Source organism: Hydrogenophaga sp. (genome assembly GCF_014773545.1).
Lineage (GTDB): Bacteria > Pseudomonadota > Gammaproteobacteria > Burkholderiales > Burkholderiaceae_C > Hydrogenophaga.
Genome location: NZ_SDDV01000014.1, coordinates 25,934 through 47,419 on the forward strand (window position 1 = coordinate 25,934; position 21,486 = coordinate 47,419).

Sequence of the window (21,486 nt, forward strand, 5' to 3'; positions counted from 1 at the left end):
AGTTATAGGGTCAAGTGAATAAGAGCATGTGGTGGATGCCTTGGCGATGATAGGCGACGAAGGACGTGATAGCCTGCGAAAAGCTTCGGGGAGCTGGCAAATTAGCTTTGATCCGGAGATGTCCGAATGGGGAAACCCACCTAGCAGTAGGTATCGCATGGTGAATACATAGCCATGCGAGGCGAACCGGGTGAACTGAAACATCTCAGTAGCTCGAGGAAAAGAAATCAACCGAGATTCCGAAAGTAGTGGCGAGCGAAATTGGAAAAGCCTGTTAGTGATAGCACAAGACTTAACGGAACGTTCTGGAAAGGACGGCCATAGCGGGTGATAGCCCCGTACGTGAAAAGACCTGTGTGGTACTGAGCTGACGAAAAGTAGGGCGGGACACGAGAAATCCTGTCTGAACATGGGGGGACCATCCTCCAAGGCTAAATACTCATCATCGACCGATAGTGAACCAGTACCGTGAGGGAAAGGCGAAAAGAACCCCGGGAGGGGAGTGAAATAGATCCTGAAACCGCATGCTTACAAAAAGTAGGAGCCCGCAAGGGTGACTGCGTACCTTTTGTATAATGGGTCAGCGACTTACATTCAGTGGCAAGCTTAACCGAATAGGGCAGGCGCAGGGAAACCGAGTCCGAATAGGGCGATTTCAGTCGCTGGGTGTAGACCCGAAACCAAGTGATCTATCCATGGCCAGGATGAAGGTGCCGTAACAGGTACTGGAGGTCCGAACCGACTGGTGTTGCAAAACCAGCGGATGAGCTGTGGATAGGGGTGAAAGGCTAAACAAACTTGGAAATAGCTGGTTCTCTCCGAAAACTATTTAGGTAGTGCCTCAAGTATTACCGTCGGGGGTAGAGCACTGTTTTGGCTAGGGGGTCATGGCGACTTACCAAACCAAGGCAAACTCCGAATACCGACGAGTACAGCTTGGGAGACAGAGCACCGGGTGCTAACGTCCGGACTCAAGAGGGAAACAACCCAGACCGCCAGCTAAGGTCCCTAAAACGGGCTAAGTGGGAAACGAAGTGGGAAGGCTAAAACAGTCAGGATGTTGGCTTAGAAGCAGCCATCATTTAAAGAAAGCGTAATAGCTCACTGATCGAGTCGTCCTGCGCGGAAGATGTAACGGGGCTAAGCCAGTTACCGAAGCTGCGGATTTGCAATTTATTGCAAGTGGTAGGAGAGCGTTCTGTAAGCCTGTGAAGGTGTCTTGTGAAGGATGCTGGAGGTATCAGAAGTGCGAATGCTGACATGAGTAGCGTTAAAGGGGGTGAAAAGCCCCCTCGCCGTAAGCGCAAGGTTTCCTACGCAACGTTCATCGGCGTAGGGTGAGTCGGCTCCTAAGGCGAGGCAGAGATGCGTAGCTGATGGGAAACAGGTCAATATTCCTGTACCGATTGCAAGTGCGATGTGGGGACGGATCTTAATAGGTTAGCCGGCGGTTGGATGTGCCGGTTTAGACAGATGTAGGCGATACGTAGGCAAATCCGCGTGTCATATACCGAGGCTGTCGACCGAGCGGGCTTGCCCGTGAAGTAACTGAACGAGGTCCCAGGAAAAGCCACTAAGCTTCAGCTTGCAATTGACCGTACCGCAAACCGACACTGGTGCGCGAGATGAGTATTCTAAGGCGCTTGAGAGAACTCTGGAGAAGGAACTCGGCAAATTGACACCGTAACTTCGGAAGAAGGTGTGCCCTTGTAGTGTGATGAGAACATCTGAGCACGAACGGGTTGCAAAAAATTGGTGGCTGCGACTGTTTATTAAAAACACAGCACTCTGCAAACACGAAAGTGGACGTATAGGGTGTGACGCCTGCCCGGTGCTGGAAGATTAATTGATGGGGTGAAGCCTTGATCGAAGCCCCAGTAAACGGCGGCCGTAACTATAACGGTCCTAAGGTAGCGAAATTCCTTGTCGGGTAAGTTCCGACCCGCACGAATGGCGTAACGATGGCCACACTGTCTCCTCCAGAGACTCAGCGAAGTTGAAATGTTTGTGATGATGCAATCTCCCCGCGGAAAGACGGAAAGACCCCATGAACCTTTACTGTAGCTTTGTATTGAATTTTGAACAGATCTGTGTAGGATAGGTGGGAGGCTTTGAAGCAGGGTCGCTAGATCTTGTGGAGCCAACGTTGAAATACCACCCTGGTGTGTTTGAGGTTCTAACCTGGGTCCCTGAATCGGGATCGGGGACAGTGCATGGTAGGCAGTTTGACTGGGGCGGTCTCCTCCCAAAGTGTAACGGAGGAGTTCGAAGGTACGCTAGGTACGGTCGGACATCGTGCTAATAGTGCAATGGCATAAGCGTGCTTAACTGCGAGACTGACAAGTCGAGCAGATGCGAAAGCAGGACATAGTGATCCGGTGGTTCTGTATGGAAGGGCCATCGCTCAACGGATAAAAGGTACTCTGGGGATAACAGGCTGATACCGCCCAAGAGTTCACATCAACGGCCCTGTTCGACACCTCGATGTCGGCTCATCACATCCTGGGGCTGAAGCAGGTCCCAAGGGTATGGCTGTTCGCCATTTAAAGTGGTACGTGAGCTGGGTTCAGACCGTCGTGAGACAGGTTGGTCCCTATCTACCGTGGGCGCTGCAGATTTGAGGAAGCCTGCTCCTAGTACGAGAGGACCGGAGTGGACGCACCTCTGGTGTACCGGTTGTCACGCCAGTGGCATCGCCGGGTAGCTAAGTGCGGAAGAGATAACCGCTGAAAGCATCTAAGCGGGAAACTCGTTCCAAGATAAGATCTGCCGGGGCCTTGAGCCCCCTAAAGAGTCGTTCAAGACCAGGACGTTGATAGGTCGGGTGTGGAAGCGCAGTAATGCGTTAAGCTAACCGATACTAATTGCTCGTGCGGCTTGACCCTATAACTTTGATGACAGTCAGCAGGCAAATGTCTGGAACACATAGTTCCTATGCCTTCATGGTTCATTCCATGACGTTGACCGCAGTCAAAAATCAGCTGATTCCAAACTCTATGAATTCGTCCGCTTGCGCATTGCGCGCAGCCGGAATACAAGTTATGCCTGACGACCATAGCAAGGTGGTACCACTCCTTCCCATCCCGAACAGGACAGTGAAACGCCTTTGCGCCGATGATAGTGCGGGTTCCCGTGTGAAAGTAGGTCATCGTCAGGCTCTTACCAGCCCCCCAAACCCCCTCGCGCCTGCCGGTGCCTGGGGGTTTGGGCTTTGTGGGTCTGCAGTTGTTCGGCAAACAAGCGCAGCTTGCATGTGCCGCAACGCATCACTGCATGCAGTCGCTCTTGTCAGTGACGACTCATTCGTAGCGCAAGGCTTCGATCGGATCGACTGCATGTTCAACCCGGCCAAGAGAACAGTCTGCACAGGCCTGCCGGGTGCGGGCTCGGGCATGATGTCGGCAATGGTCACGCGCCGTCGCCTTTTTTTTCGTAACGCTCAAGCCCTGCTGCTCAGACTGTGCCGCTCGGGGTTGCGCTTTCCCTGGCGCAATACGGCGCTCACGCTGAGCGAGCGTTTTCGGGAAGACCGCCTGGGCGTCACGGCCAGCAGCCTGAGCTTTACGACCCTGATTTCACTGGTGCCGCTATTCACGGTGGCGCTGGCGATGTTCAGCGCTTTTCCGGTGTTCGACCGCTTGCAAATCACATTGCAAGACTGGCTGATTGATCGCATGGTGCCGCAGGCTATTGCTGGCCCGGTGCTGGCTTACCTGAACGAATTTTCCGAGCGCGCCAGCCAAATGGGTTGGGTGGGTGGCGTGGCTTTTCTGGTCACGGCGCTGGTGCTGATTCTGACCATAGACAGCAAGCTCAACGATATGTGGCGCGTGCGGCGCAGCCGCGGGCTGACCCAACGCGTGCTGGTGTACGGGGCGCTGCTGACGCTTGGCCCGCTGGTGTTGGCGTTCAGTCTGACTATCACCAGTTATCTCGTCGGGGCATCTGCGGGTTTGGTCGGCGCGCTGCCGGGTTCTACCCAGTGGCTGCTGGCAGGTTTGCAGTTTGCGCTAGGCTTGTTGGCGCTGACGGCGCTGTACCGCTGTGTGCCCAACACCCGGGTGCGCTGGCCACACGCGCTGGCGGGCGGTTTGTTCGCGGCCCTTGGGTTCGAGCTCGGCAAGCTGCTGCTGGCCGTGTATTTAGCCCTGATGCCGGGCTATTCGCTAATTTACGGCACGTTGGCCACCCTGCCGATTTTGCTGCTCTGGATTTACCTGGCCTGGGTGATCGTGCTGCTGGGTGCGGTGGTGGCTGCCTACTTGCCCAGCTTGCTCTCAGGTGTGGTGCGGCGCAGCGGCGCGCCGGGATGGAATTTTCAGCTCGCACTTGAATTGCTGGATCAATTGCACAACGCGCGAGCCGCCGCGCTGCCCGGCCAGCGTCTGGATGCGCTGGCGCTGGCCTTGCGTCTTGATGCGCGGCAACTCGAAGAACCACTGGCGGCCCTGGTGGCGCTGGACTGGCTGGGGCGGCTCGATGCTGACGGTCAGCGCTACGTGTTGCGGGTGGACCCGGCGCAGACCCGGTTGGCGCCGCTGATCGAGCGACTCTTGTTGCCGCAGCAGTTCAGCACACGCCGCTTCTGGGCTGAAACCGGTTGTGCTCAGCTCACGCTGGAGCAGGCGTTGACGCAAACAACGCTGCGCTGCAGCGGCCTCAGCCCCGCACGTCGCTGCAGCTGAGTACCGACCGAAGCGCAAGCAGCGCAGCGAAAAATCTCGTATCGATCCCGGCGTAGGCCCGTGTATGCTCGTACATCCGAGTGCGTTGTGCGGGCCAGATGGAGCGCCAGCGTGCTGCCGTCGCCCACGTTGGCCAGGTGGCTGAAGGTGGGCTGGTATATTGTGTGCCGTCTTGCCGTTTGCATCTGCCCAATGTGCAGCTGCCCAATGTGCAACTGCCATCAACCGAGGAGAACAAACATGAAAGTCAGCGACATCTTGCGCTTAAAGGGCGACGCGCTCTACACCTGTCACCCTGATGAACCGTTAGATAAAGCGGTCGAGGCCATGTCCAGTCGCGACAGCGGCTCGCTGGCTGTGATGGAGAACGGCGAATTGGTCGGCATGTTGACGTTTCGCGAGGTGATGCAGACCTTGGCGTCCAACGCGGGCACCCTCAGCGGCAAGCGGGTACGCAGCGTGATGGATGACCACCCCATGTGCTGCACCTCTCAGACATCGATCGAAGATGTGCGGCCCATGATGCTGGAGCACCACACACGGTACATGCCGGTGCTGGACCAGAAGATGCTGATGGGCGTGATCAGTTTTTACGACGTCGCCAAGGCGGTGGTCGACAGCCAGAATTTCGAAAACAAAATGCTCAAGGCCTACATACGCGACTGGCCGCAAGAGCAAGCCGGCGCCAGCGGCGACGCAAGCGCACGCTGAGAGATTGGGAGAGCGCGGCCTGCGCCGCTGCAGGGCCGCATGCATGCTTCGCACACAGAAATCTGGCGCTCGCTGCCAGCAGGGCTCTGGGATTGCGCAGGCGCGGCTGCGGGCATTTTTTTCACCCCACATTTTTAGTGCGGACTGCGCAGCCTGCGTTGCGCAAGAGCCGACTCTGTATCTGTATCGCGTCCGTCAATGAATGCCGTAGCCATCGAACACAGCACACCAGTGTCTGATATCCCAGCCGATGACACGGCGGAATTCACGTTAAAAGCATCGCCTTGGCGTGTCTCGGTGGCGCCAATGATGGACTGGACGGATAGACATTGTCGCTATTTTCATCGTCTGCTGACGCGCCACAGCCTGCTGTACACCGAGATGGTGAGCACTGGCGCGCTGTTGCACGGCAACGCCGCCCAGCACCTGCAATTCAACCCGCAGGAGCATCCGCTGGCGCTGCAACTCGGTGGCAGCGCGCCGACCGAGCTGGCGCACTGCGCCAAGCTCGCGCAGGCATACGGCTACGACGAGGTCAACCTCAACTGCGGCTGCCCGAGCGAGCGCGTGCTGCGTGGCGCTTTTGGCGCCTGTCTGATGGGGCAGCCTGCCTTGGTGGCCGACGGCGTCAAGGCCATGCTGGACGTGGTGGACATACCGGTGACGGTCAAGCACCGCATTGGCATCGACCGGATCGAGAGCTACGGATTTGTGCGCGATTTTGTCGGTACGCTGGCGCAGGCGGGTTGTCGCGTTTTCATCGTGCATGCGCGCAACGCCTGGTTGCAGGGGTTGTCACCGAAAGAAAACCGCGACGTGCCGCCGCTGCGTTACCCCTTGGTGTATCAGCTCAAGCGTGATTTTCCAGACCTGACCATCGTCGTCAACGGCGGCATTCGCAGCCATGCACAAATGAGCGAGCACCTTGCACAGGTAGACGGCGTGATGATAGGGCGCGAGGCCTATCACAACCCCTGGTTGCTGGCGAGTTGGGATCAGCAGTTTTACGCCGCCCCAGATCAGAACACCGGGCTTACGCGCGAAGCGGTGGAGTTGGCGCTGGTCGACTACATGGAGCGCGCCGGCGCCCACGACGGCGCGCCCTGGTACGCCATTGCCTGCCACATGCTGGGCCTGCGCCATGGCTTGCGCGGAGCTCGCAAGTGGCGTCAGGTCTGGAGCGACCACCGCCTGAAATCCTCGCCTGCGCGCAGCGTCTGGGCTCTGGCGCAGGCGCATGTCGGGCCGGCGCAGGAGTCCGACTGAACAGCAGGTCTTCGGTGAAGCTGATCCGGTGTTGCTTGTCGCCGGTCTCGAGGTGGCGATCACCACCGCCCGACTCGTCACGGTGCCACGCTCGGTGTCGATCTGGTAACTGCTGTCGCCCTGCACACGCAGGGCTTTCACGCCGCAGGGCTGCCAGCACATCACGCCACCCGCTTCGCACCCGGCCAGCAGCAGGGCGATCAGGTCTTCGGCGCAACGGTCGCAGAACTTCAGACGGATTGCAGCCGCTGCACGGTGTCGGGGTATTGCGCTACCAAGCGAATGAGCAGGGCCGCCTGGGCGTTGGGTTTGGCGCGGCCTTGTTCCCAGTTTTCCAGCGTGCGCGGGTTGGTGCGCAGGTAACGGGCAAACACGGTGCGCGAAAGGTGCAACTGTTCGCGCACCTGCAGCACGTCTTGTGCGGTCAGGCTGGGCGCCGGTTGCGCCTCGGCCTCAAAGCTGCGCAGGGTGAGCTTGCCTTCGCGCTCCTGCGCCAGGGCGTCAAAGCCTTCGCTCAATTCGGCAAAGAGGTTACGCTTTTTCATGCTGGGCTCCTTCAGCTGGTTGTACATCAGGCGCCTTGGCGCTTGTCGCCACCCAGCCACCAGAAATAGATCACCCGCAAGCCGCCCCGTTTGCCTTTGCCCCGGCGGGCATCAGCGTGCCGGAGTTTGCGTAGGCCGCCGGTGCCTTCGATCACATCGCCTGCCTCGGGGTTGGCCAGCAGGGCCTGTTGCAGGTGCCTGTATTGCGCGTCGTCCAGATACGAAGATCGGACACGTTCAAAAACAGGGAGTTCTTTGAACAGGGCTCGCACGACAAAATTATACGCAAATTGCGTATAAATAGCCCAATACCGAAGAAGTTCAGGCCACCTGGCGCTGCGATTGCGGCTGCGCCACGGCGGCGACGCCGCGCACCACATCACCGACCACGATCACCGACGGACTGCCCAGGCCTTCGCGGGCCAGCGTGGCGGTGAGTTCACCCAGCGTGCAGAGCGCGTGGCGCTGCTGCGGCAGGCTGGCGTTCTCGATGATGGCCAGCGGGGTGCTGGCGGGCAGGCCGGTCAGCAGCTCGGCCTGGATGGCTGCCGCGCTGGACACGCCCATGTAGATCACCAGCGTGAGCCTGGCGTCGCGCGCGGTGGCGGCCAGGGCTTTCCAGTCGGTGCCGCGCGATTCGTGTGTGATGCCGGGCTTGGCGTGGCCGGTGATGAACACCACGCCGTGCGCGTGCTCACGGTGGGTGAGCGGTGCGCCCAGCGAGGTCAGGCCGGCCAGGCCTGCCGTGATGCCGTTGATCACCTGCACCTCGATGCCTTGCTCGCGCAGGTGCTCCACCTCTTCGCCGCCACGGCCGAAGATGAAGGGGTCGCCGCCCTTCAGGCGCACCACCACCTCGCCTTCGCGCGCGGCCATGAGCATGAGTTTTTCAATGAAGGCCTGCGGCGTGCTCTTGCAGCCGCCGCGTTTGCCCACGTGCACGATGCGCGCGCTGGGCGAGGCGTGCGCCAGCACGCCGTCGCTCACCAGGTCGTCCACCAGCAGCACGGTGGCCGCGGCAATGGCCCGGGCGGCCTTGAGGGTGAGCAGTTCCGGGTCGCCCGGGCCGGCGCCGACGAGGGTGACGCTGCCGGGGTTGAACCGGGTCTGGGACGTGGTGACGGTGGCGGGCGTGTTCATGGTGGGCTGACCTTTGCGGTGCGGCTTGTCTTTGCAGTGGGCTGGCGCTGCAGCTCCTGCAGGATGTGTGCCACCTGCAGCGCGATCGGCGCGGGCACGGGTTTGCGGTCATCGAGCACGTCGCGGATGTAGGCGGCGGTGCTGGCCGCGTCCACCTCGCGCGGCAGCTCGGGCAGGCTGGCCAGCGAGCCCGCTTGCGCGGGCTGCAGCAGGATGCGTTCGCCATCGCGGAACGCGTCCATCTGCGGCGTGCGGCGCGCATCGGCCACCGGCTCGCCTTCGGTGCCGCGCAGCAGCAGGGCGTGTGCGCCGACCAGGGCAAAGGTCTGCGCCATCGACAGCGCGTACTCGGGGTGCGTGTAGCTGCCCACCACCAGGGCCGCGCCCTCGCAAGGGTTCATGAGCTTGACCAGGCTGTGCGCCGGGTTGCGCAGGCCGACCGCGCGGCGCACGTCGAGCAGGCGCTTGAGGCCCGGGCTCAGCAGTTCGGTGGGCAGGTAGGCGCACTGGCCTGCTTGCAGCTGTGGCACCGAGGTCTGCGCTGCTTGCCCCAGCGCCGCGAACACCTCTGCGCTGGTGATGCGCCTGTCTTCGGTGGCGCTGCCGTGCACCAGCACCGCTGCGCCGCCGCGCGCCAGCAGCAGCGCCAGCAGCGGGGTGAGCACCGGCAGCTTGCGTGCACCGTTGTAGCTGGGCAGCACCACGGTGGTGAGGCCGTTGTGGGGCACACGCTGCAGCCGGGCGTGGGTGGCGTCCAGAAAGCCGGCCATCTCTGGCGGCGTTTCGCCCTTGATGCGCATGGCCAGGCAGAAGCCGCCGATCTCCAGGTCGGTCACGCGGCCGTCGAGCACCTGGCCCAACAGATCCGTGGCGTGTTCGCGCGACAGCGAGCGGGCGCCGTCCTTGCCGCGCCCGATCTCCTTGATGTACTGACTGATGCCCATGGGTGGTGATTGTCCGCGATGTCAGATAACTTCGGGTTATATGGAGGACCGTGATCTCAGCCTCTCAAACCGCCACCCAAGACGCGGGCACCGCCTTGACCAGCCGCCGCAGCTCGGGGATGCAGGAGCCGCATTGGGTGCCGCACTGGAGCTTGCCCTGCAGTGCCGCCAGCCGGTGGTCGGCGCTGCCGCCGCAGTCCGGCAGCGCGGTGCGGATCGCGTCCTCGCTGACGTTGCAGCAGGAGCAGATCTGGGGGCTCCGGGCGAGCACCGCGACCGGCGCCGATGCGCCGGGCATCAGCAGCAGGCGGCCGTGCTTGCCTGCGGGCAGTTGATCCTGCAGCAGGGTCTTGATCCAGGCCTCGGCGCTGGTGTCGCCGGCGAGCAAGAAGGCGTCGAGCGTGACGCTGTCGCTCTCCTGCGCCGTCTCGCGTTGCAGGCGTGCGGTGCGGCGCTGTTGCCGGCGCTGGTCCAGGTAGCGCAGCGTCTGCGGGGTGTTCAGGCCGAGCAGGGCCTCGATGCGCTCGATCAGGGCCGCATCGGGCGCCTCGTGCGCGGCGGCGCGCAGCAGCACGCCGCTGCGCTCGCGCCCGAAAGGAACGCAGGACGCAAAGTCGAACGACGGCATCAGGCGGCGCAGCTCGGCCAGTGCCGTCAAGGCCGACGCCTCGGGCAGCCAGGCCAGGCCCAGCAGGGTCCAGGGCAGTTCGGCCTTGAGGATCTTGACCGCCGCGTGCTTGAGCTCGGGCTGTTGGGAGCTGGGGCAATACGCCGAGCTGGTGAGGGCATTCACGCCCGCCAGCGGCTCGCCCTGGCTGCTGCGGCCACTCAGGTATTCAGGCCCCCAGTGCATGGCGATGAAGACCTGGGTGGGCTGGACCGTGCGCGAGCCCTGCACCGGCAGCACGATGGCGCCGCGCTTGCTGGTGACGTGCACCAGGTCGCCGTCTTGCAGCCTGCGGCGCTCCATGTCCTGCGGGTTCATCTGCACGCAAGGTTCGGCCACGTGGCCGAACAGCCGGCCGAGCGTGCCGGTGCGGGTCATGCCGTGCCAGTGGTCGCGCAGGCGCCCGGTGGTGAGCGAGAACGGATAGCGCGCTTCGCGCGGCTCGGCCACCGGCATGTAGGGCAGGGCGGCGAAGCGGGCCTTGCCGTCGGCGCTGGGGAACACGCCGTCTTCGTAGAGCCTTGTTTTGCCAGCCGTTTCGCCTTCGCGCAGCGGCCATTGCTGCGGGCCTTGGGCGTCGAGCATGGGCCAGGACAGGCCGCTGATGTCGAGGTCGCGGCCCCGGGTGGAGTCGCGGTGTTCGAGCCAGATCTGTTCTGGGGTTTGGTAGGGGAACAGCGTATTGGCTGGTGCAGCATCTTTCTCCGGCTGCAGCGCAAACGGGGTCAGAGCCGAATTTCGATCGACGTTGTTGGATGCCTCGGAGGCTGCTGTCCTGAATTCGGATCTGACCCCGTTTGCTTTTTCCAGCCGACGCGCGAAATCCACCCCGATCTGCCAGTCGTGCCGGGCTTCTCCCGGCGCGGGCACGGCCGCGCGCACGCGGCTGATGCGGCGTTCGCTGTTGGTGACGGTGCCTTCCTTCTCGCCCCAGGTGGTGGCGGGCAGCAGCAGGTCGGCGAAGTCGCAGGTGGCGGCGGTGGAAAACGCTTCCTGCACCACCACAAACTCGGCGCGCTGCAGCGCGCGGCGCACGGTGGCCTGGTCGGGCATGGACTGCGCCGGGTTGGTGCAGGCTATCCACAGCGCCTTGATCTCGCCGTCGGCCGCAGCCTGGAACATCTCCACCGCGGTCTTGCCGGGCTGGCTGGGCACCTCAGCCACGCCCCACAGCGCGGCCACTTCGGCGCGGTGCGCCGGGTTGGCCAGGTCGCGGTGCGCGCTCAGCAGATTGGCCAGGCCACCCACTTCGCGCCCGCCCATGGCGTTGGGCTGGCCGGTCAGGCTGAAGGGGCCGGCGCCGGGTTGGCCGATCTGGCCGGTGGCCAGGTGCAGGTTGATGAGCGTCGCGTTTTTTGCGGTGCCGCTGCTGCTCTGGTTCAGGCCCTGGCAATACAGGCTGAGCGTGGGTTTTCGGTGGGTGGTCCCCGGGCCGTCCAGGCCAGCGAACCATTTTGCGGCGGTGAACAGGTCTTGCTTGTTCAGGCCACAGACCTGCGCCACATGCTCGGGTGTGCTGCTGCGCACCAGCGCCTTGAGATCGTCGAAGCCGCTGGTGTGGGCGGCGATGTAGTCGGCGTTGGTCCAGCCTTCCCACAGCATGATGTGCAGCAGGCCGTGGAACAGCATCACGTCGCTGCCCGGTTGCAGCGGCAGATACAGGTCGGCCAGTTCGGCGGTGTCGGTGCGGCGCGGGTCGGCCACGATCAGCTTCATGCCGGGGTTCTTCTGGCGCGCTTCTTCGATGCGGCGAAACAGCACCGGGTGGGCAAAGGCCGTGTTGCTGCCGACGATGAACAGGCATTGCGCGTGGTTCACGTCGTCGTAGCAGGCCGGTGGCGCGTCGGCCCCCAGCGTGAGTTTGTAGCCCGCCACCGCGCTGCTCATGCACAGGCGCGAGTTGGTGTCCACGTTGTTGGTGCCGATCAGCCCTTTGGCCAGCTTGTTGAAAACATAGTAGTCCTCGGTCAGCAACTGGCCGCTGAGGTAGAAGCCCACGGCGTCAGGACCGTGTTGGGTGATGGTCTGAGCGAAGCGCTCGGTGGCCAGGTCCAGTGCCGCGTCCCAGCCCAGGGCCACCGGCACCTGGCCGCGCTGCAGCCGCTGCATGGGTTGCAGCAGCCGGGTCTGGCGCGTGATCGCGGGTGTGGCCGTCAGGTGCAGCGTCGTGCCCTTGGTGCAGAGTTTGCCGAAGTTGGCCGGGTGGTCTGGGTCACCGCGCACGCCGGTGATCTGGCCGCCCTCGGTTTCGATGAGCACGCCGCAGCCCACACCACAGTAGGGGCAGGTGGAGCGGGTTGTCTTCACCCCCTCTCCCCCTGGGAGAGGGTGGGGGTGAGGGCTGTTTCCGGAGTGCAATGCCATGGGGAAAGCCCTCACCCTAGCCCTCTCCCAGAGGGAGCGGGGACAAGACACGTCGCGCCGGGCCGGCGATGGGGCGGGTCAGGTCGGTGGCCTGCGTGGCGAGTTCGCTCGCGTCCAGGAACACCTGGCCGTCTTCGACCTTCACCGTGAACTTCGGTGTGCAGCCTTCGTCGGGCGCGGCGGCCTGGCCGGTGCACAGGCCGATGGTCCAGTTGTGCAGCGGGCAGGCCACGCTGGTGCCGAACACGATGCCTTGCGAGAGCGGGCCGCCTTTGTGCGGGCAGCGGTCGAGCAGGGCAAACACCTCGTCCTGGTCGTTGCGGAACACGGCCACGTCCAGGCCCCGGGCGCGTTCGACGCGGCGCGAACCCAGCACCGGGATGTCTTCCACGCGGCAGATGAGTGTCCAGGCGCTGGCGATCATGCTGTGCTCCCTTCGGTAGCGTTGCTGATGGTCTTGATCGGGATGAACTGGCGCGTGTCCACGGCCGCTTCCTTGAAGTCGAACCAGGGATCGGGCTCGCCGTCGAGCGCGAACTGCAGGCGTTCCCACAGCGCCTTGCGTCCGGCGGCGTCGTCCAGGATGCGCTTCTTCACATAGTCCAGACCGACGCGGTTGACGTAGTGCACCGTGCGCTCCAGGTACCAGCCCTCGCTGCGGTACAGCTCCATGAAGGCGCCGGTGTGCTCCATCACCTCTTCGGCGGTCTTGAGTTTCACGAAGAAGTGCGCCACCTCGGTCTTGATGCCGCCGTTGCCGGCCACGTACATCTCCCAGCCCGAGTCCACGCCGATGATGCCCACGTCCTTGATGCCAGCCTCGGCGCAGTTGCGCGGGCAGCCGCTGACGGCGAACTTCACCTTGTGCGGTGCGTACATGCGCCACATCGCGCGCTCCAGGTCCTTGCCCATCTGGGTGCTGTCCTGCGTGCCCATGCGGCACCACTCGGAACCCACGCAGGTCTTCACCGTGCGCAGCGCCTTGGCGTAGGCGTGGCCGCTGGGCATGCCGATGTCTTTCCACACGTTGACCAGGTCTTCTTTCTTCACGCCCAGCAAGTCGATGCGCTGGCCGCCCGTGACCTTGACGGTGGGGATGTTGTACTTGTCCACCGCGTTGGCGATGCGGCGCAGTTCGTCGGCCGTGGTCTCGCCGCCCCACATGCGCGGGATCACGCTGTAGGTGCCGTCCTTCTGGATGTTGGCGTGCGAGCGCTCGTTGATGAAGCGGCTTTGCGGATCGTCCTTGGCCTCTTTGGGCCAGGTGCTGATCAGGTAGTAGTTGACGGCCGGGCGGCAGGTGGCGCAGCCGTTCGGCGTCTTCCAGCCCAGTGCCTTGAAGGTGTCTGCAATGGTCAACAGTTTGTCGTTGCGGATCGCGTCCCGCACGTCCTGGTGGCTGCGATCGGTGCAGCCGCAGATGGCCTTCTTCCTGGGCGTGGCCGAGTAGTCGCCACCGGCGGTGAACATCAGGATCTGCTCGACCAGGCCGGTGCAGGAACCACACGAAGCGCTGGCCTTGGTGTGCTTCTTCACCTCGTCCAGCGTGAACAGGCCTTTGTCCTTGATGGCCTTGCAGATGGTGCCCTTGGTCACGCCGTTGCAGCCGCAGACCTCGTCGCTGTCCTGCATGGCGGCGGCCTTGTTGTGGCCCTGGTGGCCCACATCGCCGATGTTGCTCTCGCCAAACATCAGCTTGTCGCGGATGTCGCTGACGGTGCGGCCTTCGCGCAGCAGCTTGAAGTACCAGCTGCCGTCCACCGTGTCGCCGTACAGGCAGGCGCCGACCAGCTTGTCGTCTTTGATGACCAGCTTCTTGTAGACGCCGCCGAAGGGGTCGCTCATCACGATTTCTTCGGTGCCTTCGCCACCGGTGAAGTTGCCGGCGCTGAACAGGTCGATGCCGGTCACCTTGAGTTTGGTCGAGGTGAGCGAGCCGGTGTAACGGCCGATGCCGAACTCGGCCAGGTGCGTGGCCAGCACCTTGCCCTGCTCGAACAGCGGGGCCACCAGGCCGTAGGCGATGCCGCGGTGCGCCGCACACTCGCCCACCGCGTAGATGCGCGCATCGGTCGTGGTCTGCATGGTGTCGCTCACCACAATGCCTTTGTTCACGTGCAGGCGCATCGACTCGGCCAGCGCGGTGTTGGGGCGGATGCCCACGGCCATCACCACCAGATCGGCTGGCAGCTCGGTGCCGTCCTTGAAGCGGATCCTTCCCACCCGTTCGGGCTGAGCCTGTCGAAGCCCTGCAGGCCCTTCGACAGGCTCAGGGCGAACGGCGGGGAGCAAGGCATCAGTCTGCGCACCCATCAGGAACTTCATGCCGCGCTCTTCCAGCGACTTCTGCAGCAGCTTGCCTGCCACGGCGTCGAGCTGGCGCTCCATCAGCCACGGCGCGACGTGCACCACGCTCACGCTCATGCCGCGCTTCATCAGGCCGTTGGCCGCTTCCAGGCCCAGCAGGCCGCCGCCAATGACCACGGCGTGTTGGTAGGTGGCGGCGGCGTCGATCATGGCCTGCGTGTCGGCGATGTCGCGGTAGGCCAGCACGCCTTGCAGGTCCTTGCCGGGAAGCGGCAGGATGAAGGGGTTGGAGCCGGTCGCCATGATCAGGCGGTCGTATGCGGCCGACACGGCCTCGCCATTGGGCCCCACCGCGTGCACCACGCGCTTGACGCGGTCCACCTCAGTCACCTTGTGGCCCGCATGCAGGGTGATCCCGTGCTCGGTATACCAGCTCCAGTCGTTCAACACGATCTCATCCAGCGTCTGCTCACCGGCCAGCACCGGAGAGAGCAGGATGCGGTTGTAGTTGGGGTGCGGCTCCGCGCCAAACACGGTGATGTCGTAGAACTCGGGTGCGATCTTCAACAGCTCTTCGAGCGTGCGCACACCGGCCATGCCGTTGCCGACCAACACCAGCTTGCGCTTCACCTTGGGGTTTACTCGCATGTCCATCGTGTTCTCCTCAAAGCATTTTTTCAACGTGCGCCTGGCGGGTGTAGAGAAAGTCGATCACCGCCTTGCGGTACCGCTGGTACTGCGGATCATCGGCCAGTGCCACGCGCCTGCGCGGGCGCGGCAGGTCCACGCTGAGCACCTCGCCGATGGTGGCGGCGGGCCCATTGGTCATCATCACGATCTTGTCGGACAGCAGCACCGCTTCATCCACGTCGTGTGTGACCATGACCACGGTGGCGTGGGTCTGGGTGACGATCTCCAGCAGCTCGTCCTGCAGCTTGGCGCGGGTGAGGGCGTCGAGTGCGCCAAAGGGTTCGTCCATCAGCAGCACCTTGGGTTCCATCGACAGTGCGCGGGCAATGCCCACGCGCTGCTTCATGCCACCCGATATTTCGCCAGGGCGCTTTTGTGCGGCGGCGCTCAGGCCGACCAGGGCCAGTGCGTCTTCGGTGCGCTGCTTCAAGTGGGCTTTGCTTTCGGTGGCGCAGAACACCCGCTCGACCGCCAGGAACACGTTTTCAAAACACGTGAGCCAGGGCAGCAGCGAATGGTTCTGGAACACCACCGCGCGCTCGGGGCCGGGGCCGGCGATTTCGCGGTCGGCGCAGAGCAGCACGCCGCTGGTGGGGGTGGTCAGGCCAGCGATCAGGTTGAGCAGGGTGGACTTGCCGCAGCCCGAGTGGCCGATCAGCGCCACGAACTCGCCCTTGGCGACCGAGAGATTGATGTCGCGCAGCGCCGGGAAATTGCCCTTCCTGGTCTTGAAGGTCTGCTCGACGGTCTGGATGTCGATGTACTTCGTGTTCATGCCTTCACCTCTTCGTAGGTAAACAGGGAAGCCAGCTTGATGAGAGCGAATTCGAGCAGCAGGCCGACGATGCCGATCACGAAGATTGCGATGATGATGTTGGAGACGTTCAAGTTGTTCCACTCGTCCCAGACCCAAAAGCCGATGCCCACGCCGCCGGTCAGCATTTCGGCCGCCACGATGACCAGCCAGGCCGTGCCCACCGCCAGGCGCACGCCGGTCAGCAGGTAAGGCAGCACGGCTGGAAAAAGAATCTTGGTGAAGATCTTCCATTCGCTCAGGTTGAGCACGCGGGCCACATTCAGGTAGTCCTGCGGCACGCGCTGCACGCCCACGGCGGTGTTGATGATCATGGGCCAGATCGAGCAGATGAAGATGGTCCAGATGGCGGCCGGGTCGGCGCTTTTGAACACCAGCAGGCCAATCGGCAGCCAGGCCAGCGGCGAGACCGGGCGCAGCAGGCTGATGAGCGGGTTGAACATGCGCGAGAGGAACTCCGAGCGGCCGATGGCAAAGCCGGCCGGCATGCCGACCAGCGCCGCCAGACCAAAGCCGAGCGCCACCCGCTCCAGCGAAGCCAGCACATTCCAGCCGATGCCCTGGTCGTTGGGCCCGGCATAGTAGAACGGGTCCGAAAACACCTGCAGCGCCTGCGCCCAGGTCTCAAGGGGCTTGGGGATGCCGCTGGCGCTGGTAGCTGCGATCGCTTGCCACACCAGCACCAGCAGGGCCAGACCCAGAACCGGCGGCAGCACCGCCATCCAAAGGCCTTGGAAATCGCGCGTTGGCTTCTTGGGGGCTGCGGCGATCGGAGCGCAGGCGCCCGTGGTTGCGGCGATGCAAGACGAGGCGGGGCCGGCGGCTGGCGTGGCGCTCGCCTCCAGCGGCGAATGAAAAACGGCGGCGACCATGATGGATGTCCTTTCTGTGCAATGAACGAAATGCCTTCAGGGCTGTTTCATGAATTTGCGTTCGCCCTGAGTCCGAACGGCATTTTTTGCCTGGGGATTGAAGTGCCCTTCAACCCATGAGGCCGCGCAAGCACCCTTCGACACACGCAGGCAGAGCCGCCTGCGTTGCCCGCTCGAGGCAGTCGCGCGACGCGCGGCGGCGCCGGATCAGGCCTTGATCGCGAAGCCATCGGCGTACCTCGCGGGGTCTTTGCCATCCCACAGCACGCCGTCCATCAGCGTGCTGCTGCGCATGGGATTCCTGGGCACGCTCACGCCCATGGCTCCAGCCACCGACTTGTAGAGGTCGATCTGGTTGATCTGCCTGGCAATGCCGAGGTAGTCGGGGTGGCTCTTGATCAGGCCCCAGCGTTTGTGTTGGGTCAGGAACCACATGCCGTCGGACAAATAGGGGAAGTTGACTTGACCGCCGTCATGAAACTGCATCGGATGGGCGTCGTCCCAGGTCCTGCCCAGGCCGTTTTGGTAGCGCCCCAGAATGCGCGGCAGAATCACGTTCACATCGGTGTTGACATAGGCACGTGCGGCAATGGTTTGGGCCATCCGGGTTTTGTTCGACAAGCTGGCGTCGATCCACCGGCTGGCTTCGAGCACGGCCATCATCACGGCGCGCGCTGTGTTGGGGTGCTTCCTGACGAACTCGGCCGTCGTGCCCAGCACCTTCTCGGGGTGGTCGCGCCAGATGTCCTGCGTGGTGTTGGCGGTGATGCCGATGCCGTCCATGATGGCGCGGTGGTTCCAGGGCTCGCCGACGCAAAAACCGTCCATGTTGCCCACGCGCATGTTGGCCACCATCTGCGGCGGCGGCACCGTGATCAGGCGCGCACCCGAGAGTGGGTTGATGCCGGCGGCAGCCAGCCAGTAGTTCATCCACATGGCGTGCGTGCCGGTGGGAAAGGTTTGCGCAAAGGTGTAGGTGCGCTTGTTGGCGGCCATGAACTTGGCCAGCGTGGGGCCGTTCACCGCGCCCTGGTCGGCCAGCGCTCTGGACAACGTGATCGCTTGGCCATTTTGGTTCAGGGTCATGAGCACGGCCATGTCCTTCTTGGGGCTTGCGGTGCCCATGTGCACACCGTAGATCAAGCCGTACAGCACGTGGGCCAGATCCAGCTCGCCATTGACCAGTTTGTCGCGCACACCGGCCCAACTGGCTTCCTTGGTGGGAACTATGTTCACGCCGTATTTTTTGTCAAAGCCCAGCACGTGGGCCATCACGACGCTGGCGCAGTCGGTCAGTGGGATGAAGCCGATCTTGACCTCGGTCTTTTCCGGCGCGTCGGAGCCAGCGGCCCACACGCCGCTGTGGCCCAGGGTGGCGAAAAAAGTGGCGGCGGCCGCGCCCTGCCTGATGAAGTCGCGGCGCGCCGTGCCGGCCGCGAGCGAGGCCGCATCGGCCTTGTCGACGGGGGCTGGCTTGGCGTGGTCTGTGCTGGTGCTTTGGGTCATCGTCAACTCCTTGCAAATGAAAAACCGGAACCCCAAACGCAAACGGCGCCCATTGCCAGGCCTGTGTGTTGCAGGCCGACAATAGACGCCGTTGTCCGTGTCTGGGAAGACTGTGGGTACCAAAACCGCCATTGGCTCCGGTGCCTTGGGAACACTTAAGCAGGGACCGTGCCAGGCCTGGGCTTGTCGCGCGTGCCTGATGTCAAGTGCCTGAAATATATAGAAAAATATGGCTTTTGACGCGTGTGCCGGATGCCGTCGGCGGTCTTTTCCGAGCCGCTCCAGTTTGGTGCGTGCACCGCTTGGCGTGCCTGCGTGGCACACAAATTGTGCAGTGCAGCGAAATGGCGTCAGCGTCCGCGCTGGGGCAGCACCTCGGCCATGGCCAGCACCGCCTCGGCCACCTCGACCAGGCGCCGGTTCTGATTCATGGCCATCTGGCGCATGGTTTTGTGGGCTTCGTCCTCGCTGAGATGGCGGTGCGCCATCAGCAGGCCCTTGGCGCGCTCGACGGTCTTGCGTTCGGTCAGGCTGGCGCGCACCGTGTCCAGCTCGTCGCCCATGCTCTGCAGGCGCTGCGCCTGTTCCCGAACCAATTCAAGAATGGAACGCTCCACCTGCGGCCCAAAGACCTGGCTGGGGTGTGTCAGGCCCATGGGCGGAGAATGCGCCGAGCCGCCGTCTTCAAAGAAGTCGGTGCCAGCGCTCGGCTGGGGCGACACGCTGCGCTGCAACTGCTCGAAGTCGGTCAGCTCCTGCTCGGCCACCTGCAGGCGCTGTCGGCACAGGGCCAGCAGCTCAGCCGTCAGTGCGTCTTCCACCGTCTTCATGGCGTCGATGCGGGCGCTGCAGGCGTCGAACCAGGCCTGGCTCTGCCCCGCGTCCAGCAGGTGGCCCGCCGCTGTGGTGCACAGGATGCGGCGCTGGCGCTCCAGCAGGGCCATCTGTTCGGGGCGCTGGGTCAGTTGCCAGGCCGCGCGCAGCGCATCGCTGGCGAAGTCGGCAAACACCTGCAGGCAGCGTTCCTGCGACTCGATCAGGTGCAGCAGCCGCTGCTGGCCTTGCGGGTCGGTGCGCCCGGCGGCGAACTGGGCCGAGCCGGTGGCGCGTTCCTGGCCCGCAAACTCCTTGCCCTGCAAGAAGTTGAACAGTGCGACCAGTCGGCGTGAAATGTCCGGGTCCCAGGCGCTGTCGGCGGCTTCAAACACCACCGCCAGCAGCGCGCTGATGAGGCGAATGTAGGCGGCCGTGGCGCGAGCCGCGTTCCAGGTCTGGGTTTGCACCCGTTCGCGCAGACGGGGCAGGGCGCTCAGGCCCTGTAGGGCGTAGGCGATGCGGCCAAACAGGCGGGCCCGGCTGCCGCTTGGCGCGGCTTCGGTGTCCAGGCGGTCCAAGCTGTCCAGTACCTGGGCCTGTAGCGCCTCGGACTGTGCCACCTGCGCATCGCGCTCGGCCGCCCAGCGCTGGCCCAGTGAGGCCAGGTACAGGTTGGACAAGCCGCGCTCGCGCTGCAGTGCGTGCACCAGGTGGCCGGCGGCGTCCAGCAGCGCGCTGGTGAGCGCGAGCTGGCGCAAACCGGCGATTTCGCTGCGCTTGGCGGCGATGAGGAAGCAGAGGGCCGATTTCATGGGGTATTCTCACATCCGCGGGGCAGGCGCTTGCATGGCCCAAGCAAAAGACATGCCGAGTCGTTTGCGGGGCCTGTTGCGGGCGGAGCAGACAGGGCGGTTCAGGACAGATTTCTCTGCCCAGGCAGGCCGATCACGCGATGCTCGGAAAAACCCAATATTTCGCTCGATTGCTGGTGTGGCGTTGCGCGCTTGCTGGGACACAAATAAAACCGATGGGTTTTTGACCCTGATGAGGAGCACAAGTCACAGCCATAGTGCACCTATGGCACGCAGTTGCAACGACAGCAGGAGCGAAAAGACGCGGTTTTTATGTTCCAGATGGCGTGCCAAACTACACTGGCAGCGCGTGCCTCAATTCAAACCCACTCAGGAGACTTTTGTCATGGCCATTTATGAACTCGATGGTGTCAGCCCCAGCGTGGCCGAGACGGCCTGGGTGGCGGAAAACGCCCAGGTCGTCGGCCGCGTGGTGCTGGGCGAAGACAGCAGCGTGTGGTTTGGCGTCACGGTGCGCGGCGACCTTGACACCATCACCATCGGGCGCGGCAGCAACATTCAGGACGGCAGCGTGCTGCACGCCGACGACGGCATTCCGCTGACCATTGGCGAGCGCGTTACCGTCGGGCATCAGGTCATGCTGCACGGCTGCACCATTGGCGACGAATCGTTGATAGGCATTGGTGCGGTGGTGCTCAACGGCGCCACAATCGGCACCAACTGCCTGGTCGGCGCCGGCGCCTTGGTGACCGAAGGCAAAGAATTTCCCGACGGCTCCCTGATTCTGGGCAGCCCGGCACGTGCGGTGAAAACCCTCAGGCCAGAACAAATCGAGCTGCTGCGCCAGAGCGCGCTGCATTACATCGAAAACGCGCGCCGCTACCGGCGCGGTTTGAAGAGAGTGGACTCCTGAATCCGTGACCTCGATTTCAACCCACGCCCAACGGGCTCGAAATTGAGGTCGGAATCAGGAATTTGTATTCGATGCGCGGGTTCCACTGGAGCAGCAGATCGACCCGGCGGCCCAGCCGCGCCGCTTGGGCCAGCGTCTGCGTGATCGGGTGCTGCGAGCAAAAGCCCGAGTCCGCACGCAGCAGCAAGGGCGCCGCGCTCACCGCGCAGGCCGTGCCCAGCGCGCACTCGACGCTGTACTCGCTCTCACGGGCGCTGCGCTGGCGGCCCGCGCGCAAGTCCAGCTCCAGGCAGTAGCCGCGTGTGCCCAGGCGCAGCGCGATGGGGCAGCAGCCGTCCACCCAATCCACCGAACTTAAGCTGGTACAATCCGCAAGCCTTTGATTTTGTTTGATTGTCTTTCTAGGCTGGCATGAATTCTGCCTCAATACTGTG

At 63.3% G+C, this 21,486-nt stretch carries 16 protein-coding genes and 2 rRNA genes; 6 read left to right on the forward strand and 12 right to left on the reverse strand.

All coding sequences use genetic code 11. The features are described 5' to 3' along the window. Positions 1-8: 8 nt before the first annotated feature. The 5 genes from EST26_RS09580 to dusA all read left to right on the forward strand — a co-directional run bounded on the left by EST26_RS09580 (position 9) and on the right by dusA (position 6,662). Positions 9-2,885, forward strand: a 23S ribosomal RNA gene (locus EST26_RS09580). Between the two features lie 159 nt (positions 2,886-3,044). Continuing rightward, positions 3,045-3,157: ribosomal RNA gene (gene rrf, locus EST26_RS09585) — 5S ribosomal RNA — on the forward strand. Positions 3,158-3,404: 247 nt separating this feature from the next. Next, on the forward strand, positions 3,405-4,685 hold the full coding sequence (locus EST26_RS09590) for a YihY family inner membrane protein (protein ID WP_291067379.1): 1,281 nt from the start codon (positions 3,405-3,407) through the stop codon (positions 4,683-4,685). Positions 4,686-4,925: 240 nt separating this feature from the next. Then, entirely contained in the window at positions 4,926-5,396 is a 471-nt protein-coding gene (locus EST26_RS09595; RefSeq protein ID WP_291067381.1) for a CBS domain-containing protein, read from the forward strand. 231 nt (positions 5,397-5,627) lie between these two features. After that, entirely contained in the window at positions 5,628-6,662 is a 1,035-nt protein-coding gene (dusA, locus tag EST26_RS09600; RefSeq protein ID WP_291067383.1) for a tRNA dihydrouridine(20/20a) synthase DusA, read from the forward strand. Between the two features lie 230 nt (positions 6,663-6,892). Here dusA and EST26_RS09605 read toward each other — a convergent pair whose 3' ends face one another. The 11 genes from EST26_RS09605 to EST26_RS09655 form a co-directional block, all read right to left on the reverse strand. Further along, positions 6,893-7,207, reverse strand: a complete 315-nt coding sequence (locus EST26_RS09605) for a helix-turn-helix domain-containing protein (RefSeq protein WP_291067384.1) — start codon at positions 7,205-7,207, stop codon at positions 6,893-6,895. 26 nt (positions 7,208-7,233) lie between these two features. Next, positions 7,234-7,479 (reverse strand): addiction module toxin RelE, encoded by a 246-nt coding sequence (locus EST26_RS09610; RefSeq protein WP_291067385.1) that lies wholly within the window; start codon positions 7,477-7,479, stop codon positions 7,234-7,236. Positions 7,480-7,528: 49 nt separating this feature from the next. Continuing rightward, the gene (cobA, locus tag EST26_RS09615; protein ID WP_291067386.1) at positions 7,529-8,347 is read right to left on the reverse strand and encodes a uroporphyrinogen-III C-methyltransferase; all 819 of its coding nucleotides are present in this window, start codon (positions 8,345-8,347) and stop codon (positions 7,529-7,531) included. Further along, complete coding sequence (gene ybiB / locus EST26_RS09620) at positions 8,344-9,291, reverse strand: DNA-binding protein YbiB (RefSeq protein WP_291067387.1); 948 nt, start codon at positions 9,289-9,291, stop codon at positions 8,344-8,346. Before ybiB ends, cobA begins: the two co-directional genes overlap by 4 nt. A 64-nt stretch (positions 9,292-9,355) precedes the next feature. Continuing rightward, positions 9,356-12,265: a nitrate reductase gene (locus EST26_RS09625; RefSeq protein ID WP_291067389.1), complete on the reverse strand. Its 2,910-nt coding sequence runs from the start codon at positions 12,263-12,265 to the stop codon at positions 9,356-9,358. Between the two features lie 73 nt (positions 12,266-12,338). Continuing rightward, entirely contained in the window at positions 12,339-12,746 is a 408-nt protein-coding gene (nirD, locus tag EST26_RS09630) for a nitrite reductase small subunit NirD (protein ID WP_291067391.1), read from the reverse strand. Continuing rightward, positions 12,743-15,283, reverse strand: a complete 2,541-nt coding sequence (gene nirB, locus EST26_RS09635) for a nitrite reductase large subunit NirB (protein WP_291067392.1) — start codon at positions 15,281-15,283, stop codon at positions 12,743-12,745. The genes nirD and nirB overlap by 4 nt, the downstream gene beginning before the upstream one ends. Positions 15,284-15,293: 10 nt before the next feature. Continuing rightward, the gene (locus EST26_RS09640) at positions 15,294-16,094 is read right to left on the reverse strand and encodes an ABC transporter ATP-binding protein (RefSeq protein ID WP_291067394.1); all 801 of its coding nucleotides are present in this window, start codon (positions 16,092-16,094) and stop codon (positions 15,294-15,296) included. Further along, on the reverse strand, positions 16,091-17,005 hold the full coding sequence (gene ntrB / locus EST26_RS09645) for a nitrate ABC transporter permease (protein ID WP_291067395.1): 915 nt from the start codon (positions 17,003-17,005) through the stop codon (positions 16,091-16,093). Before ntrB ends, EST26_RS09640 begins: the two co-directional genes overlap by 4 nt. Before the next feature lie 207 nt (positions 17,006-17,212). Beyond that, a complete protein-coding gene (locus EST26_RS09650) occupies positions 17,213-18,511 on the reverse strand; it encodes a CmpA/NrtA family ABC transporter substrate-binding protein (RefSeq protein WP_291067397.1) in 1,299 nt (432 codons plus the stop codon). Positions 18,512-18,861: 350 nt separating this feature from the next. Then, positions 18,862-20,139 (reverse strand): nitrate regulatory protein, encoded by a 1,278-nt coding sequence (locus EST26_RS09655; protein ID WP_291067398.1) that lies wholly within the window; start codon positions 20,137-20,139, stop codon positions 18,862-18,864. A gap of 385 nt (positions 20,140-20,524) precedes the next feature. Between EST26_RS09655 and EST26_RS09660 the strand changes: the two genes are divergently transcribed. Then, the gene (locus EST26_RS09660; protein WP_291067400.1) at positions 20,525-21,052 is read left to right on the forward strand and encodes a gamma carbonic anhydrase family protein; all 528 of its coding nucleotides are present in this window, start codon (positions 20,525-20,527) and stop codon (positions 21,050-21,052) included. Between the two features lie 16 nt (positions 21,053-21,068). On the opposite strand, the gene EST26_RS09665 is transcribed toward EST26_RS09660, so the two are convergent. Further along, positions 21,069-21,392, reverse strand: coding sequence for a hypothetical protein (locus tag EST26_RS09665; RefSeq protein ID WP_291067402.1), 324 nt, complete (start codon positions 21,390-21,392; stop codon positions 21,069-21,071). Between the last annotated feature and the right edge of the window lie 94 nt (positions 21,393-21,486).